14 protein-coding genes and 1 pseudogene are annotated in these 17821 nt (G+C 38.0%); 3 read left to right on the forward strand and 12 right to left on the reverse strand.

The features are described 5' to 3' along the window. Positions 1-9 precede the first annotated feature (9 nt). A complete protein-coding gene (locus AN391_RS10395; protein ID WP_235576483.1) occupies positions 10-291 on the reverse strand; it encodes a helix-turn-helix domain-containing protein in 282 nt (93 codons plus the stop codon). A 95-nt stretch (positions 292-386) separates the two neighbouring features. Between AN391_RS10395 and AN391_RS10400 the strand changes: the two genes are divergently transcribed. Then, positions 387-908: a hypothetical protein gene (locus tag AN391_RS10400; RefSeq protein WP_055015348.1), complete on the forward strand. Its 522-nt coding sequence runs from the start codon at positions 387-389 to the stop codon at positions 906-908. Next, on the forward strand, positions 895-2379 hold the full coding sequence (locus AN391_RS10405; protein ID WP_055015349.1) for a DEAD/DEAH box helicase: 1485 nt from the start codon (positions 895-897) through the stop codon (positions 2377-2379). The genes AN391_RS10400 and AN391_RS10405 overlap by 14 nt, the downstream gene beginning before the upstream one ends. A gap of 507 nt (positions 2380-2886) precedes the next feature. Here AN391_RS10405 and AN391_RS10410 read toward each other — a convergent pair. The 10 genes and pseudogenes from AN391_RS10410 to rppH all read right to left on the reverse strand — a co-directional run bounded on the left by AN391_RS10410 (position 2887) and on the right by rppH (position 15061). Then, positions 2887-3720, reverse strand: coding sequence for a thymidylate synthase (locus AN391_RS10410; RefSeq protein ID WP_055015350.1), 834 nt, complete (start codon positions 3718-3720; stop codon positions 2887-2889). Continuing rightward, entirely contained in the window at positions 3717-4196 is a 480-nt protein-coding gene (locus AN391_RS10415) for a hypothetical protein (protein ID WP_055015351.1), read from the reverse strand. Before AN391_RS10415 ends, AN391_RS10410 begins: the two co-directional genes overlap by 4 nt. Next, positions 4196-6259: a tyrosine-type recombinase/integrase gene (locus AN391_RS10420; protein ID WP_055015352.1), complete on the reverse strand. Its 2064-nt coding sequence runs from the start codon at positions 6257-6259 to the stop codon at positions 4196-4198. Before AN391_RS10420 ends, AN391_RS10415 begins: the two co-directional genes overlap by 1 nt. Next, positions 6259-8607 (reverse strand): site-specific integrase, encoded by a 2349-nt coding sequence (locus AN391_RS10425; RefSeq protein ID WP_055015353.1) that lies wholly within the window; start codon positions 8605-8607, stop codon positions 6259-6261. The genes AN391_RS10420 and AN391_RS10425 overlap by 1 nt, the downstream gene beginning before the upstream one ends. A 9-nt stretch (positions 8608-8616) precedes the next feature. Continuing rightward, positions 8617-9837 (reverse strand): tyrosine-type recombinase/integrase, encoded by a 1221-nt coding sequence (locus tag AN391_RS10430; RefSeq protein ID WP_055015354.1) that lies wholly within the window; start codon positions 9835-9837, stop codon positions 8617-8619. A 128-nt stretch (positions 9838-9965) separates the two neighbouring features. Further along, positions 9966-10541: pseudogene (locus AN391_RS10435) on the reverse strand (thymidylate synthase); the annotation flags it as partial. Positions 10542-10552: 11 nt separating this feature from the next. Beyond that, positions 10553-11356, reverse strand: coding sequence for a prolipoprotein diacylglyceryl transferase (lgt, locus tag AN391_RS10440; protein WP_055015355.1), 804 nt, complete (start codon positions 11354-11356; stop codon positions 10553-10555). A 10-nt stretch (positions 11357-11366) separates the two neighbouring features. Continuing rightward, positions 11367-12176 carry a sulfite exporter TauE/SafE family protein gene (locus tag AN391_RS10445; protein ID WP_055015356.1) on the reverse strand — a complete coding sequence of 270 codons (810 nt, stop codon included), beginning with the start codon at positions 12174-12176 and terminating at the stop codon, positions 11367-11369. 72 nt (positions 12177-12248) lie between these two features. Beyond that, a complete protein-coding gene (ptsP, locus tag AN391_RS10450) occupies positions 12249-14513 on the reverse strand; it encodes a phosphoenolpyruvate--protein phosphotransferase (protein ID WP_055015357.1) in 2265 nt (754 codons plus the stop codon). Between the two features lie 29 nt (positions 14514-14542). Continuing rightward, complete coding sequence (gene rppH, locus AN391_RS10455; RefSeq protein WP_004586239.1) at positions 14543-15061, reverse strand: RNA pyrophosphohydrolase; 519 nt, start codon at positions 15059-15061, stop codon at positions 14543-14545. 577 nt (positions 15062-15638) lie between these two features. Here rppH and mutH point away from each other — a divergent pair. After that, a complete protein-coding gene (mutH, locus tag AN391_RS10460) occupies positions 15639-16310 on the forward strand; it encodes a DNA mismatch repair endonuclease MutH (RefSeq protein ID WP_055015358.1) in 672 nt (223 codons plus the stop codon). Positions 16311-16461: 151 nt separating this feature from the next. Here the strand turns inward: mutH and eno are convergent, their stop codons facing one another. Beyond that, positions 16462-17760, reverse strand: a complete 1299-nt coding sequence (gene eno, locus AN391_RS10465; protein WP_055015359.1) for a phosphopyruvate hydratase — start codon at positions 17758-17760, stop codon at positions 16462-16464. Between the last annotated feature and the right edge of the window lie 61 nt (positions 17761-17821).

Here is a 17821-nt window from a genome sequence, read left to right on the forward strand (position 1 = left end):
ATACTGCAATTACTTATTTTTGCTTAGCTGTATATCTACTTCTGATGGGTCTGGGAAAATCTCTTCTAGTCCACAGTTTAGTATTTTAATTATTTGATAAATTCGCTCACAAGAAACAGGCACTCGGCCTTTTTCAATACGGCTTAAGTAGCTTGCCTCAATACCGAGTTTATTAGCTAGCTCAGCTTGAGGTATTGAGCATTTTGTTCGCGCTAATTTTATATTCATACCAATCAGCGTTTGTATAGGCTGCATTGCTAATATCCACAGGCAAAGTGTAAATATTCCCATATTGCAGCCTGCCAACCCATGACATATAATGAAACTTATTTACATATATATCAATAAATGAACCTTTCTATCAATTAAATTTGTTTAAGTTGTCGATGAAGCTAGATCCCTTAATTAAAATCATTATATGCAAGCGTAATATTGATCGCTTTACTGTTGTAGAAGTTAGAACTGCGTACATAGCTCTACATCAAGATCAAACACTTGATCCTGTAAAAATTAGAAAGCTTGTTTACGCACAGCTTAATAAACTTGTATGCAAAGGTTGGTTACACTCATCGACATCATTAAATAGAAAAATAACGACTTACACAAAAACACGTTATTTTGAGCCAAATAAAATTATCCCTACTCAATCCTCTGTGCCAAATGTCAGTAATTTTAAAGCTGATTGCCAAAAGGAGCTAAGTGATTGCAATAACGAGTTATTGCAATGTATAGGCACGCTCGAAACTTATATAAATCTTTGGAATAAACACCCACAACATCAAACGCTATTTAAACGGCAATATTTAATTGCCCAAGAACGACAACAAAATTTAAAAGGCCGAATTGCCGCTTTAAATATACTTTTAGAAAATATAACTGAACAAGGCACTCTAAATGCGGCTACGTGATTGGCAACAAAAGTGTGTAAAAATAGCGCTAGCAAAGTACAAAAGCAACGTTAAGCAATTTTTAACATTAGCTACACCTGGTGCTGGAAAAACAGTAATGGCCTCGGTATTAGCAAAAAGACTATATGATGAAAAGCTTGTAGATATCATACTCTGCTTTTCTCCTTCGTCTGTTGTTTCTGCTGATTTTGCCGATGAATTATCTCTGCAATTTAATGCTCGATTTGATGGTTCTATAGGTGCGCTAGGTGATTCATACACATATCAAGCACTAAGCACATTAAATGAAAATGTTTGGCAGTTATTTGAGCAATATAGAGTTTTTGTAATATTTGATGAAATACACCACTGTGCGGGTTCTTCAATTGAGGATGCAAACTCTTGGGGAAGCCCTATCCTCAATTTAATTAAAGAAAAAGCTGTATTTACACTCTCGCTGACCGGCACGCCTTGGCGATCTGATTCCTTGCCAATAGCACTATCAAATTACTGTAATGAGTCTGGCCAAATAAACTGTGATTATGTGTATGGGTTAAAAGAAGCTATATCAGATAAAGTATGCCGAGTGCCGCAAATAATTGCGTTAGATAATAATAAAATTACTTTAACAAAATCCGAAGAAACAACGACCTTTACTAATTTTTTTGAATTGCTTAAGGCAAAAGTTATTTCATACTCTGAGCTTGTTACTAACGAATTAGTTATTGAAAATTTGCTCCTTAGAGCTACTAATAAACTAAATGAGATTAGAAGTATTAACCCTGAAGCTGGAGGGCTAATTGTGGCTTCATCAATCTCACATGCTCATGTAATTAATAGGATAATGCGTAGCAAGTTCTACAGCAGCGCAATTATTGTTACTAGCAGCGAAAATGAGCCAGACAAAATCATAAAGCAATTTAGGCAAAACGATAGTGAGTGGCTTATTAGCGTTGGAATGGTAAGTGAAGGCACTAATATTCCTCGGTTACAAGTATGCTGTAATTTAACAAATTACCGCACTGAGCTTTATTTTAGGCAAATATTAGGACGCATTCTGCGCATGACTGATTCAGTTAACCAAGATGCATTTATGTTTATGCCAGCTGAGCCTAACTTAATTGATTTTGCATTACGTGTTGCAGAGGACGTCCCTGGTGAACTAGGCAAAGTTAAAATTTTTGATGTTGAAATTGAGAGTGAAAAAAGCATTGTGCTCGAACCGATTGATAGCCCACCTAAAGTTTTAGCAGAGGAAGGGGATTTGTTTGATATTAATATAGATAGATTAATTAACAATGAAAAGACGGCTAAAACAAACCTCAAAAACAATTCAAAAGCACCTTTGGCTAAAGTTGCAAACAACCTAACCCTAGATGGTGATTTTAATCATCGACCTATTAAACCTGAAGGGTTGGATGAATTATTACTCTTTGATATTTCAGATGAAGCACATGCGAAGTTAGAGCAATTGAATAGATTGTTCATTTAGAAACTTTAAAGTTAAATCGTATATTTGAGCGTTAGAGGATGTGTGGACTTCCCAGCTTTCGCTAGAAAGCTACTAACAAAGATAACTTGAGAAATTAAATAAGCCCTTGTGTAGTGGTCAATAACTTGGGGACCCAAGCATGGAGAAAGCGCAGCTACCTAATTCGTCACCACCAATTAAAATTACTAGCTTTGACAACTATCGCTATATATCGAAAACATCACATTATTTTGTGGGAAAGTAAGGAGCTCCATGCCACTTAGATAAAACAAAAGGGTTTAACAAAAAAAAATTGCTTTTATGTTGTCCAGAAAAAAACGTAATCTTATCTAAGCCTTATTTAGCAAGACTTTTAATTGACCACCGTCATTGTTAGGTAAGAAGGCATCAGTATTAATATTTGTTCACCTTGCTTAAGAGCTGAAGATAAGGCTGATATTAGACTTATGTTCATGGACAAAAGTAAACTCAAAATTTTGTCCATGATGATTTACCAAAATTAAGACATTAAATAGCCACAGGCGCTTTAATATTTGGATGTGCGTCATAACCGACGATTTCAAAGTCTTCAAACTTATAATCATAAATAGAGTCAGGTTTTCTAATTATCTTAAGTTCGGGTAGAGGTTTAGCCTCACGAGACATTTGCTCTTGAATTTGCTCCATGTGATTAGAATAGGCATGTAAGTCACCAAAGCTTACAATCACTTCACCTGGCTCAAGATCACATTGTTGGCAGAGCATATGTACGAGCAATGATAGACTAGCAATATTATATGGAAGACCTAAAAATATGTCTGAACTTCTGATATAAAGCTGACCTGAGAGCTTTCCGTTAGCTACATAGAATTGATATAATAAATGGCAAGGTGGAAGCGCCATCTTTCCGTTCTGTACATTTTCGTGTGGGCTGACAGTCTCATCTGGTAAATATTCAACATTCCACCCGTGAAATAGTATTCTTCGACTATTTGGATTGTTTTTAAGCGTATCAATTACGTAGTCAATTTGATTTATTGTACCACCTTCTTTTGTAGGCCAAGCTGTCCACTGTGCACCATAGATTGGTCCTAATGAACCATCTTCTAAGGCCCACTCATCCCAAATTTTCACGCCATGTTCATTTAACCAATTATTGTTTGTGTCACCATTCAAAAACCAAATTAGTTCATTAGCTATACTTTTAAAGTGGAGTTTCTTGGTAGTTAGTAGCGGAAAACCTTTTGAAAGATCATGTCTAATTTGGCGGCCAAAAACAGAAGTTGTTCCAGTACCAGTTCTGTCACCTTTTTGCGTGCCACTTTCCAGTACATCTTTAAGTAAATCTAAGTATGATTTCATTTATTTAAGTCTCTTATTAATTCATTAAGTTGTTCATTTTTAGCTTCTAGAGCATTTATTAGATTTTTCTGTCTATCGAATTCTCGCTTGTAAAATTCGCCTGACTCTAATGCTCGTTTTAACTGTATTTCATAGGAATCACTGTCCCTTTTAGCTTTTGAGTATTTAGAAAACCAAAGAACAACTTCTGTTGCTAGTTTATCACGTTCTTCTGTAATAATTTCCAGTTCAGTTCGTTTTTGTTTTTTATCGTCGAGGGTCTTTCGTTTCCTTTGATCTTTTATTTCCTTAAGTCTTTCTTTTGGAAACTCTCTATCAGCAACTGTATTTCTACCTACCCCCGACAGTCGAGCAACTTCACTGATCGTAGCCTTCAATTTAGTGTTTTTACTTATTTCATCGAGGGCATTATTTAATCTACGAGTGTACTCATCATAATCGAGCTGATTTTTCTCATCATAGGCTTGTGTGCTCATCAATCTACAGCCTCTCCGAGATAAATTAAAACCTGTTTAGCTTCTTCTATAGCTTCGAGAAGCTGGCTCTTTCTATCTTCGTATCCATCTTTACCAAGTAAGGCGGTATTAGACGCGTAAACCTCTTTCCATTTAGGGATATTTGCTTTTCCCACTATGGCATTTTTACATCTTATTGGGTTGCACCTAAGGGAGCCAATACAAGGGATACTTTCGTCATAGTCTTCCATTCCACCAAAACAAAATCCGGTTCCAACATTAATAACTGCCATTCCTTGATCGGCCATAGCGTCAAAAATTTCATCCTTGGTATACCCTACTTCCATATAACCTTGAAAAACCTTATTTAATCTGACTTTGTGTTCTTTAGCGTTGGGGCCAACATAAACCCCATCGGGGTCCATAACCGTTTTAATTCGCTCAACTTCAGCATCACGTCTAATTGATTTATTCATCGACTTATTAGCAATTATATTTTCAGCTATTTCACCATAGCCCAATGTCGTGCCACTTGAACTTCCAAAACTTGTGTACTTGCCAACCCTATCAACTACGTGTTTCAATTGAAAAGAAATAAACGGCAACCCAAGCTCTATTCGGTGTAGTTGATATGCTAAAGAATGTCGAAACATATAAGAATTGAATTTAATTGACTTAGTTCGTTCTTTTCCTAAAACAACATTTAAGTAGTTATCAATAAAGTGCTTAATTCCCGATGAACTCATGTTGGTTGCAGCTTTTGTTGGTGAAACTGTATCCACGTTACTAAATAGGAAGTCGTTATTTTTTAAGGATGAAATCATTGAAGCTGCTTTGATAGCATCTTTAATGATCGCTATCGCAACCCATTTATCATCAAATAATTTTAAGTTCTCAAAATCATTTTTTTTAACATTTGAAACTAAAACGTCATAGCCCTCATGCACAACCAAACAACTACTAATTCTGATTTCACTCAACTCTTCAGGTCTCATACCAGTCAACAGAGCAGTTATAATTGCCGAAGAGTAATAGACTTGGTTAATATAGTTTCTAACATGATCGAAGTGCCGAATATTATGCTTACCATTCATAATATTTCGGACTTCTCTGTGCGGATATAATTTACCAAAGGGATCACAAAATTCTCTAGGGACATGACATTTAGAAGCAATGAAGCCTTGAGAGTAACCTTTAGACCATAATCTTAATAAAATATAATCATTAAGAGTGCTTTCATTAAAATTAAAGTTTAAATCGCGCCTCTTATTGAAAGCATTAAAATGTTTTAACGCGGTTTTATCTTCAACATCCTTAGATAATCGAGTTAAAAAATCAATCACTGTAAAAGTGGAATGAAGAGCCAATTTTTCAAAATCTTCGTTTGCAAAATATCGCTTAGCTTCTCTCTTTTTTTGTTTATGTTCAGGCCACTCCATTGACTCAAAATCAACTTCAATGCAGGAACCTAATATATTTTTAGTATATGGATGAGTCAAATAATAGAGAAACTTTCTCAATTCATTGCCTGCAACATACTCGAAACATTTTGCAGTTGTTCTAAAGTCGTTATCCAAAACATCAGTCAGACTTTGAAAACGCTCATTTATGAATTCTTGGCCTAAAGAGCTTAAGTCTTGAAAGACTTTATCGATATACCTTAAGCCAGCCTCGAAATGAGCTATCACTGTATTTGGTCTAGTTGAAATTCGGTCTTGTTTCTTGACCTTCGTTTTCTTAAAGGCCATAGGAGTTAAGACGCACATGTGAAGAAGGCACTTGATCTCTGTCATAACAAAATTAGGAATGCAGGGATAATCATTAAAGTTAATTCGAAGCTTAGCCCCCTGAACTGATTTAGGAGGATTAAGGTAGTCCTCGTTATAGTCCCAGACATTCTCATGAAACTGACTTTTCTTTGTGACTTGTAAATTTAGCAAACTAGGCAACCAACTGACGGTTGCTGGCAATTCCATATCATTTTTAAGTTCATTGAATTGTTCAATAATTGGAATCAAAACAGTTTTATTTTGAGCGAAGCTTTTAACTAATGACACGCTTGCGTCGATGTTGTAATTTTCCATTATACTGTTACTCCATCAATGACTGCTGTTTCTTCAAATTGTGCGAGTTTCTCCGCTCTAAACAGAACTTCTGCATCAAAGTCAGACTTCTTAGGATTAAGAATCTCATCTAACAGACATAAGTTTTCTTCAATTACATAACCATGAGGAGTATCCATAATTCGATTTCTTTGCATCAAGAGCATGTAATCTCTCTTCATTGCAAAAAGCATAGGTAGCTTATCGACAGTTATCATTACATTTTCACATGACAGGCATTTATTGTATTGAGAGCAAGGGCTTCCCTTCTTAAATCCTGACACTTTCTTAACAAAATCTGGTGGCGAGAATATATTTGAGCAGCCCCCAAGTGGGGTTGTGAAAATTACTTTATCCGGATTGTCTAAAAATTTATTAGAAGCTTCATCATCAGCTTTAACAAAAATACGATTATGAATTTTGCTAATTGCATCAGTTAACTTTTCTCTAGCTATGCGATTAAAGTCTAACTTGTCCAAATAATTCATAGTTGTTTCAATGTTTGAATGGCCCAGCATTAATTGGATTTCTCTAATACTGACACCTGCTTCCAATAATTCACTAACGAATGTTGGTCTAAATCGACTAATAGTGAATACCAGTGGCTCACCACTTTCAGACTTTAAATCATGTTTTGCTACGAAGTTAGAATAAATAGAGGTGGTTTTTCCTTTTAAATCGGAAAAAGATTTAATTTCACCGTGAGTTGTTTGACCTGTACTCTTATACATAAACAACTTATCTTTAACATGTTCCGGAGCATCTTTGCGGATGCTATCAGTAATTCTAATGACGTTCTCGAATACTTCCTTTACTTCTTCGCTTTGCTTTTTTGATAACCACTGAAGCTTAGCTTCAAAAAGATCAAGATGGAGTTGTTTACCTCCAGAGCTTCTTTCTTTCCAATATCTCAAACATGGCTTTTGCGTTGTTTCGTGTGAAATCACAAAATCATCAACATAAATATCAAACAATGGGTCTGCATTCATTCCTGTAATTTGCGCAAGTCTATAGACGAAAGGAGCAATAGTGTCTGCATCTATAACGGAAGGTACACCCCAACTTCTATACACTTCGTGCAACCCCATGTCTAGCTTCTCTATTATTTTTAAGAACCCCTTTTCTTCTAGAGTTTGAGCACCATTAAAAGAAGTTGGTATGCAATTTAAATGATTTTCAAACAAGTATCTTGCATTTTCAATATTAGAAAAACCCGGTTTAATGAAACCATTGTCGCCTAAAGAATACTCACCAACTCCTGACTTTTGGTATGGTTCAAATAAAGCCATTGTGTCATCAATAGAGGTTTGAATAGCGCGTGTAACAGCCTGACGCTCGCTTTTTAAATAAGGCTTATAAGTGTCTGTAACACGACCTAAAGTTTTTACTTCCACGTCATGAAAACTGTGAAAACTGATCTCTTTTAGTTTAGTTGCTCGTTTCAACATCTTCCGAACCGAACTAATGATTGTAGGGGCATTGCTAGGAGCAATATTTCCGTTATGCATTTTAGGGATAACATAGTCTTGATGGAATCTAACTAACAAAAACTCACTTAAAATATCTTGTAGGGTAGATTTAGGATCAATATTATTTTGTTCCAAAAATCTACATAAATGAACAAATGCTTCTTTTGGTTTCTTTTTACTAGAAACTGACGCTGCTCCTTTTCTTACTAGTGCAGCTAACTGTTTTAATTGTACGAATGGTTCATCAGAACTATCAACATTAACGAATTCTCTATATGAATTGAGTGATTTTTTGGCTAGATCGTCCCAGCGTTGAACTGCCTGATGCTGTTTGTTTCTATATTCTTGATCACGAAGAGTACCTCTGTCTTTTACAGCAAAGTAATTGCTATCAAGCCCACCTAACTGTAAAAGTTCAGCGTTCAACTCTTTACCACAATCTTTAACAATTTCGTATCCTTTACCTCCGCGCCAATTCTTAATATACGCCTTAAAGCGAATTGCATTTCCGAAAGTTTTAACGTTAAGCTTTTCTTTTGTAGTTAGGTTATTCCACCAATGTTTCGTTGTTCTGCGGACTTCCAGTGCTGACGCTATATGACCTTTTAAGATTACACCTTCTTCTTTAAGAATATTATTCAATTTCTCGAGGTGAGGACTGTATCCGCTAACTTTATATAAATCAAAATTGATCCCCTGTTGGGATAAACCAAGATTTCGACTTAACTCAGCATAAGATGCGGATGCTAGATATCCATTTTTTTTTGAAATATGAGATACTGGAACACCCCAAACTTTATCGCGGTTTTTATCTATTTCGTTTACGAAATTCTCTAAAATTTTAACTTTTGGATCTTGCATAATTAATAACTACTTCCTTTTAGTCTTCGTCTGGGCATTCAACTGCTCCATCAAATGAGAACGAGTTAATATTTCACCGTTATTGCCAGCAATTTTACCGTAGGTTTCATAAGGTAATTGAGTATAGATTTGAGTTGTTTTCAAATATGCGTGTCCAAGACATATCTGAAGCAATACTAGTTTATCAACAGCATGATCGCCTAAATCCGGAGATCTTAATACAGAACCAGCGAAGCCGTGTCTCAACATATGTGGATGAATCGCTCTCTTTATCAGCCCATTTCTTAACGCACGTTCAGATACACGGCTTAAAAATTTACTTACCGATCCCGAATTGTATGGTGCACCATGAGAATTTAGAAATGCGGGTGCATCTAAGCCAAACTTTTTAGCTCTGATCCTATATTCAGGTGTTGAAAAATATCGTCGCAATCTAGCTAAAGTATGAATGCTTGTTAGTGTATATCTTTCATTAATTTGACGCTTTTTTCCTTTTGAACCCGCAACAAATACTTGTTTGTACTCAGAAGGAATTACAATAGTTTGAGCATCTAATATATACATTTGCTTGTCAGTAGATAACGCAGTATCAATGTGTTCTTTCTTAACTCTAGGGATTTCGGAACGCCTAAGACCAGTGTCATACATGAATTGCAGTAAAACTTTTTCTCGCTCGTGATTTGTACACATCATCAGTGCAGCTAATTCATCTAAACTACACATTTCAACTAACTTAGACTTTGAAGACCCATAAATTAAACCATTATCATATGGATTATCATCACGAAGTGCTTTACCGTTATTTCGAGCCTTACAAAGATAGTCATTAAAGAAGGATTGGAAAGTAGCGTCTCTGTTACTGATAGTCGTTGAAGCGAGACGTTTTATTTGACTTAAATAAGCAAAATATTCATTAAAATTATACTCTTGAATATCTAGTATTGCATTGTCGAGCTCCTGATACTTAAATGTACTTTGCTCGTTCAAGTAATCAAATAAATACGAAAGGTTTTTTGCGTAAGTTGATATTGTTGTTAATGGCGTTTTTCCATGCCGTAATGCTTCTGACAACCAATTAGAGACATGTGGAAGAACTTGATGTTTTGAGTTAAATACAGCAACTCCAGTTACTGTTACTTCTTCATTTGGACGGTCATGCTTAGGAAGCGACATTACTGCTTCTGATTCCTTTAAATCAATTTGCTCTCCTTCTACTATTTTAAATCTCATTTAATACTTATTTCACCCTAAATCACAATATCCATAGCGTAATATGCGAATAACTAATGTATCGAATTCCGTTTACTATAGTATAAAAAAAAGGAATCTTTCAATTCCTCATTCTCATACTGTGCATTTCTATTATAGGGTAATAAAAGCGGCACATCGCAACTGCGCTGATATGATGTTAAATACAGCTTGTCACCAAGCAGCGAAAACGTATGTGTGTGCATACATGGGCGCAAACAACCAAGCTCAAACTCACCAGGATTATAAAAGGTAATTATTTCACCTCTGTCATCAATGCCGTTTTTTAAGTTATTTACTACTTTAGCAAGCTGATCGAGCGTTGAGCCATCTGGGCGTTGCCAATTACGTCCTTGCACACCATAAACGCGGCCCATGTCGTCCTCGCCTTTGCGGTTAGGGTTATTTAGCCATGCGTTATTATCGTTTGCGTTTGCATCCCAGGTTTTACAACCTATATCGCGAAATTGCGCTGCGCTATCGTACCCGCGTAAGTAACCTAAAAGCTCTGCTATAGCGGCTTTGTAATAACTTTTACGCGTGGTGATCATAGGAAATTTATTATTACCTACATCGTATTCTAAGTCGGCATTAATAACAGTTAGGCAGCGCGTGCCTGTGCGTTTATTTTCTACCCATACACCTTCGTCAACGATGCGCTGACATAAATTCAAATATTGTTTCATGTTATGTTTTACTATGCCTTTGCTGCTGTTACAGGTTGCGGTTTTTTATATGCCCAAATTAATAGCCCAAGGCCACCAATAATCATAGGCAACGAGAGTATTTGCCCCATTGAGATAAAGTTGGCAAATAGGCCAAGCTGCGCATCAGGTTGGCGGAAATATTCAATACAAAATCTAAATACGCCATACCCTAATAAAAATACACCGGCTACACTGCCTGCAGGGCGAGGCTTTTTAATAAACCATAATAAAATTAAAAACAGGACTAACCCTTCAAAAAAGGCTTCGTATAACTGCGATGGGTGACGCGCAAGCGGCCCACCCGTTGGAAATACCATGGCCCATGGCACATCGCTTACGCGGCCCCATAATTCGCCATTTATAAAGTTACCAATACGCCCTGCTAATAAACCCACTGGTACAAGCGGCACGACAAAGTCACCCACTGCAAACAGTGATTTTTTACGGGTTTTTGCAAATAGAATAATAGCGGTAATAACCCCTAAAGTTCCGCCGTGGAACGACATTCCGCCTTGGTCAATTCTAAATAAATAGAATGGATTTTCTAAAAAGTAGCTAAACTGATAAAACAATACATAGCCAATTCTGCCACCTAAAATAACCCCAAGCATGCCGTAAAAAAGCAAGTCACTTACTTGCTCTTTAGTCCAACCAGAGTTAGGTTTTGCGGCTTGACGATTAGCAAACCACATTGCAAACGCAAAACCAATTAAATACATTAAACCGTACCAACGTACGCTTAGCGGTCCAACAGAAAAAATGATTGGATCGATTTGAGGAAACTCAAGTGCCATAAATAAACCTTTAGCTAAAAACCATTTTAAGTGCGATGAGCACAAGCAACACCGCGAAAATTTTCTTTATTATAGTAACAGGTAAATAATGAGTTGCTTTAGCCCCTAAGGGCGCCACAAACCACGATGTTATTACAATACCAAATAATGCAGGTAAGTATACAAACCCTGCGAACCCGTGGGCTAAATCAGTTACGTTCCAACCTGCGCTTATATAACCAATAGAGCCAAATAACGCGATAACAATGCCGCATGCTGATGCGCACCCTATCGCTTTTTTTATATCAACCGAGAAGTAGTTAAGCATAGGGGCAATAAGCGCGCCGCCGCCAATACCTATTAAACCAGAAAGCGCCCCCATAAGGGCAGAAATGCTCCCTAAAATTGGCCCTTTTGGTAACGGTTTTTCATTAAGCGATTTACTGCGTGATGCCAATACCATTCTGCCTGCAATAAACACAACACTCACAGCAAACACGCTGCGTAACGCTTGTTCTGGTATTAAACTGGCGGCAAAGCCACTTATTAAAGCGCCTAGGCCTACACCCGACATTACCCAAGGCGCAATTTGCCACGGTACATTATCATTTTTATGATGAGCCAATACTGAAGAAGTAGACGTGAATAAAATAGAGGCAAGCGATGTTGCAATAGAAATAACCAAAACGTGATCAGGTGAAGTAACATTAAACATCAGCAATAAACTACTTAAAACAGGCACAATAATTAAACCGCCGCCTATCCCTAATAGCCCCGCTAAAAAGCCAACTACACAGCCAAGTAGCGCACAACTGGCCACGAGTAAAGCTAAGTCATACATAGTGTTCTCAAATACCTTTTCGTGCGCCTATATTAAAGGATTATTACGTTAATAGCATCTTTAAGCGCTGCATTATTTAGCGGTGTAGAATAGATCGCCTAATTGGTGCTCAATCATAAAATTGCGCGTTAGACGCAGTACCTGTTTAGCGTTCGACTGCATTAGGCACTCTGCAAGTAACTGCTGCATATCGTTAATGTTTAAGCGTCTTAAAATCCACTTTACTTTAGTCAATGACGACATGTTCATACTTAAACGCCTATAGCCCATGGCAATAAGTAAAATTGCGCCCTCTGGCTCGCCGCCCAGCTCGCCACATAAACTAAAAGGTAAGCTGTGTTTGCTGCATTCATTAGCCACTTTATTTAATACCCTTAACACACCGGGATGATATGGGTTAAATAACTGAGCTACCCTCGCATTTGCTCTATCTACAGCAAGTAAGTATTGCGTTAAATCGTTACTGCCTACTGAGCAAAAGTCGACCTTTTTAGCCCACTCGTCGAGCATAAATATACTGGAGGGTACTTCAAGCATAATACCCACTTGTGGGCGCTCCAAGTTTTGCTCTGGGCACTTTTCGCTTAATTCAAAATAAGCTTGTTCAAATAACGCGAGCGCTTCGTCTACTTCTTCTGAGCCACTGATCATTGGTAGCATTATTTTTAAATTACCTAAGCCCATATTTGCTTTTAACATGGCTTTGAGTTGATCTAAAAACAGTTCTGGATGGTCAAGGCTTATGCGTATACCACGCCAACCTAAAAAGGGATTTTCTTCGGTGATATTAAAGTAATCTAAAACTTTGTCGCCACCAATGTCGAGCGTTCGCATAACCACTGGCGCTGGGTGATAACTTTTTAGTACCTCCCTATACCAGTTTTCTTGCTCGGCCTGTGAAGGAAATTGTCCCTTTTGCATAAACCATGCTTCGGTACGATAAAGCCCTACCCCATCGCAAATATGTGTACTGCTTTGTTCAGTATTAAGCTCAAGCCCTGCATTGAGCATTAAATTGATTTGCTCACCATCTAAAGTAACCGACTGTGCACTTTGCTCTGCTAAAAAGCGGTTATTGAGTAATTTATCTTGGTGCTTTAACTGTGCGTATTCATCGAGTAACACTTGCGAAGGAGAAATATATAAACGCCCAGAAAAGGCATCTAAAATCATTGGTTTACCATCAAATTGCAATAAGGGTAAATCTTCAATACCCCAAATAGCTGGTATTCCCATAGCGCGGGTTAATATAGAGGCATGGCTATTGGCTGAGCCATTTACACTCACTACACCTGCTAAATGCCCGTTGGGTACTTCAGCTAGCATGGCGGGCGTTAAGGTATTCGCAATTAATATAGTATTCGGCGGATAATCTTTTACTGCGTGCTCAGTGTTTACAAGATGGTGCAATACTCTTAGTCCAATGTCTTTTACATCAACGGCCCGCTCTTTAATGTAAGGGTCTTGCATGGCATTAAACTGTGAAATAAGCCGCTCAATAACAATTTTTAAGGCGCTTTTTGCACACCAGCCCTCTTGTAACTGTACCTCAACGTTGTGGCCTAAACTTTTGGCATCAAGTAATTGTTGGTATACATCAAATACCGCGAGTGCTTCACGGGGTATTGAGTCACTCAAAGTCATAGACAGGGTATTAAATTCTTTGCGGGTGGCAGCAACGGCTTGTGTAAATAAACGTTTCTGCTCAGCACTATCAGAGTCTTTTTTAAGCTCTATAGATTTAAAATCAAGCTTAGGGAGCACCACAAAGGCTTGGCCAATTCCTATGCCCGGCGCACTCGACACCCCTTTTAGCACTGAGGTTTGATGTGATGATTCGTCTTGGCGTAAAAGCTCTTTTATTTCAGCATGCGCAAGTTGCGAGGCTAGCTGCGCCGAAAGCGTAATTAAAAACGACTCTTCGTCTTGGCTAAAAACCCGCGCCATTTTTTGTTGTACAACAATAACGCCCAATACCTTTTTTTGATGCACCACAGGTACAGACAAAAAGGCATTGTAACCTTCTTCGTTTACTTCGGGGGAGAGCTTAAAACGTGGGTGAGATTTTGCAAAAGCAATATTAATAGGCTCTTCACGCTGAGCAACTAAACCAACAAGTCCTTCGGTAAAACCAATTCTAAACTTACCTACGGCATCAGGGTTTAGGCCTTCGGTTGCCATAAGTACAAAGTTATCTTGACTGTAGTCGGCAAAATAAATAGAGCAGCACTGGGTTTTCATGGCTTCTTTCACCATTTTCACAAAGCACACTAGGGCACTGTCTAAGTTCGCTTGTTGCGACACAGACTCAGCAATAGTTCTTAGTGTTGCCAGCATTACCTGCTCCTTATTTTATAATTATACTACTACCTTTTGTGTCGCCACTGCTCTTTATGATGTTCTCTTTTATTAAAAGGCATTGCAAACGGTGCAAACTCTTTCATCACCCGTCTGTATACATCGCGCTTAAACGACACCACTTGCCTCACTGGATACCAATAGCTTACCCAGCGCCAATCATCAAATTCGGGATGATGAGTTTTAAGCAAATTTACATCTTCATCTTTGCAACGCAGTTTTAATAAAAACCATTTTTGTTTTTGCCCAATACACACCGGACTTGAGTCGCGGCGAATTAATCGTTTGGGTAATTTATAGCGTAACCAATGTTTTGAGCTTGCGACTATTTCTACGTCTTCTGGTCGCAAACCTACTTCTTCGTGTAATTCACGGTACATAGTTTGTTCGGGTGTTTCTCCGTCATCAACACCACCTTGGGGAAATTGCCAAGAGTGTTGACCGTAACGTCTAGCCCAAAAAACTTGCCCCTGATTATTGCAAATTACAATTCCGACATTGGCACGAAAACCTTCGGCATCAATCACCTTAGTGCCTCATTTGTAAGTCGATTTTTAATGATTGTTCCACATTAGCTGCAATTCGGCAAACACTATTATCCCCAAAGTCACCACGCCCTAGTTACAAGTTTACTATTTACACTGTGCATAACAACTTAATGATAAATTAGCACCTGATGAGTCTAGGGCTAAAATAACCCCTAAATCATGTAACTTTTAGCAAAAAAAACTAAGCTATGCCTTGATTAATATGTTTTGTACTATTTACTCACAGCTTGTGAATAACTTTTAATAAACACGGCTATTTTGCAAACAAGTCCACAATAGAAGATCTAAACACTTGCTTTCTCCACAGATTCTGTGGATAAACATGTTTATATTGTTGTATTTATCCCATATAGAATTTGCCAACTTAATTAAAACTGAATAAGTTAAGAAAAAATATTAAAGCTGGTCAGTCACTTACAGTTAAATTGTGACTTTTTGGCGTGAGCAAAATTACGCCAAACACAGCACGTATAAAAAACAACCAAAAGCAAAGATATCCACCTAAGTAGGCTTTTGCTATCATGGCGCTGTTAATTATTCAAGGTAAACCAATAGCATGCGACCAACTAGACCCCATTCAATTAATGACTTAATGCAACGCGTAAACGCTATTGCCGGATTAACATTAGGGCAATTGGCATCGCAATACCGTTTTAAAACCCCTGACGACCTATTACGCGAAAAAGGCTGGACTGGGCAACTTATTGAATACGTGTTAGGCGCTACTGCAGGCTCCAAACCCCTCCCCGACTTTGAAGATTTAGGGATAGAGCTAAAAACACTCCCCATTTCTTACAAAGGTAAGCCACTAGAGACTACGTTTGTATCGGTAACACCTTTAATAAACGTCACCGGTATGACATGGCATACAAGCGCTGTGCGTAAAAAGCTAAATCATGTTTTATGGTTACCCATACTAAGTGAGCGAGATATAGCCCCATTTGACAGAACGATAGGTAGCGGCTTTTTGTGGCAACCAACACCTGAGCAAGATGCCTTATTACAACGAGACTGGGAAGAACAAATGGAATTAATAGCACTTGGGCGAGTAGATGAAATATCAGGTCATTTAGGGGATGCGATTCAAATAAGGCCTAAGGCGGCAAACAGCAAAGTGGTTACTGATGCTATTGGACCAAATGGTCAAATTATAAAAACCCTACCGCGTGGTTTTTATTTAAAAACCAGTTTTACAGGTGAGATTTTAAAGCAGCAGTTTCAGCTTTAATTACACGTAATTATTAAACGCTTCAGGTGTGCTCGTTTTTACTAAATAGGCACCTTAGAAGGTTCACTCAGGTCTCCTACTAGAAAAGTAACTGGCATAAAAAATCCCCGCCTGGGCGAGGATTTTATAATCTTAAATTAAAGAGCAGTAATTACTGACCTTTAACTTCTTTAAGACCGTTGTAAGGTGCTTTTGAGCCTAGCGCTTCTTCAATGCGAAGAAGTTGGTTGTATTTTGCAACACGGTCAGAACGGCTCAGTGAACCCGTTTTAATTTGACCTGCAGCAGTACCTACCGCTAAATCAGCAATTGTTGCATCTTCTGTTTCGCCGGAGCGGTGAGAAATAACAACAGTAAAGCCTGCATCTTTAGCCATTTTGATTGCTGCTAACGTTTCAGTTAATGAACCAATTTGGTTAAATTTGATTAGGATTGAGTTAGCAATACCGTTGTCGATACCACGTTTTAAAATCTTAGTGTTCGTTACGAATAAATCATCACCTACTAGCTGGATTTTATCACCCAGTAGCTTAGTTTGGTGTGCAAAGCCATCCCAATCAGACTCATCTAAGCCATCTTCAATTGAAACAATTGGGTATTGCTCAGTTAGCTCTTTTAAGAAATAGTTAAATTCTTCTGAAGTGAATTTTTTACCTTCACCTTTAAGGTCGTAAATGTTTGCTTCTTTGTCGTAAAACTCTGATGCAGCACAGTCCATAGCCAGTGTAATATCTTTACCTAGCTCATAACCTGCGTTTGCAACAGCAGTTTTAATAGCAGCAAGAGCGGCTTCGTTTGACTCAAGGTTTGGTGCAAAACCACCTTCATCACCTACCGCTGTAGAATGACCGTCTGCTTTTAATACTTTAGCAAGGCTGTGGAATACTTCAGCGCCCATACGTAGGCCTTCGCGGAAGTTTGCAGCGCCAACAGGTTGGATCATAAATTCTTGAATATCTACAGAGTTATCTGCGTGCTCACCACCATTGATGATGTTCATCATAGGCAGCGGCATTGAGTAAACACCTGGTGTACCGTTTAAGTCTGCGATGTGCTCGTAAAGCTCAACTTTTTTAAATTGTGCAGCGGCTTTTGCAGTCGCTAGTGACACTGCTAAGATAGCATTTGCACCTAGTTTTTCTTTATTTTCAGTGCCATCTAAATCTAGCATTACTTTATCTACAGCACTTTGCTCTAATGCATTTTGGCCTTTTAGCGCATCCGCAATTTCGTTGTTAATAAAACCAACTGCGTTTAATACACCTTTACCTAAGTAACGGGCTTTGTCACCATCACGTAGCTCTAGCGCTTCGCGAGTACCTGTTGATGCACCTGAAGGAGCGGCAGCTCGGCCCCAAGAACCATCAGCTAAATATACATCAGCTTCAACAGTCGGGTTACCACGCGAGTCCATAATTTCGCGACCAATTACTTTTACGATTTCTGACATCTTGATTCCTCTATATTCCCAAAATGGTGAGTTCAGCTAACTTTACTACGTTTTATATCTT

Source organism: Pseudoalteromonas sp. P1-13-1a, from assembly GCF_001401875.1.
Taxonomy (GTDB): domain Bacteria; phylum Pseudomonadota; class Gammaproteobacteria; order Enterobacterales; family Alteromonadaceae; genus Pseudoalteromonas.

What these genes read in the sequence shown, in the direction of transcription:
- AN391_RS10395 (WP_235576483.1), bottom strand. Translation starts at nt 291, where the DNA reads ATGGGAATATTTACACTTTGCCTGTGGATATTAGCAATGCAGCCTATA.
- AN391_RS10400 (WP_055015348.1), top strand. Translation starts at nt 387, where the DNA reads ATGAAGCTAGATCCCTTAATTAAAATCATTATATGCAAGCGTAATATT.
- AN391_RS10405 (WP_055015349.1), top strand. Translation starts at nt 895, where the DNA reads ATGCGGCTACGTGATTGGCAACAAAAGTGTGTAAAAATAGCGCTAGCA.
- AN391_RS10410 (WP_055015350.1), bottom strand. Translation starts at nt 3,720, where the DNA reads ATGAAATCATACTTAGATTTACTTAAAGATGTACTGGAAAGTGGCACG.
- AN391_RS10415 (WP_055015351.1), bottom strand. Translation starts at nt 4,196, where the DNA reads ATGAGCACACAAGCCTATGATGAGAAAAATCAGCTCGATTATGATGAG.
- AN391_RS10420 (WP_055015352.1), bottom strand. Translation starts at nt 6,259, where the DNA reads ATGGAAAATTACAACATCGACGCAAGCGTGTCATTAGTTAAAAGCTTC.
- AN391_RS10425 (WP_055015353.1), bottom strand. Translation starts at nt 8,607, where the DNA reads ATGCAAGATCCAAAAGTTAAAATTTTAGAGAATTTCGTAAACGAAATA.
- AN391_RS10430 (WP_055015354.1), bottom strand. Translation starts at nt 9,837, where the DNA reads ATGAGATTTAAAATAGTAGAAGGAGAGCAAATTGATTTAAAGGAATCA.
- lgt (WP_055015355.1), bottom strand. Translation starts at nt 11,356, where the DNA reads ATGGCACTTGAGTTTCCTCAAATCGATCCAATCATTTTTTCTGTTGGA.
- AN391_RS10445 (WP_055015356.1), bottom strand. Translation starts at nt 12,176, where the DNA reads ATGTATGACTTAGCTTTACTCGTGGCCAGTTGTGCGCTACTTGGCTGT.
- ptsP (WP_055015357.1), bottom strand. Translation starts at nt 14,513, where the DNA reads ATGCTGGCAACACTAAGAACTATTGCTGAGTCTGTGTCGCAACAAGCG.
- mutH (WP_055015358.1), top strand. Translation starts at nt 15,639, where the DNA reads ATGCGACCAACTAGACCCCATTCAATTAATGACTTAATGCAACGCGTA.
- eno (WP_055015359.1), bottom strand. Translation starts at nt 17,760, where the DNA reads ATGTCAGAAATCGTAAAAGTAATTGGTCGCGAAATTATGGACTCGCGT.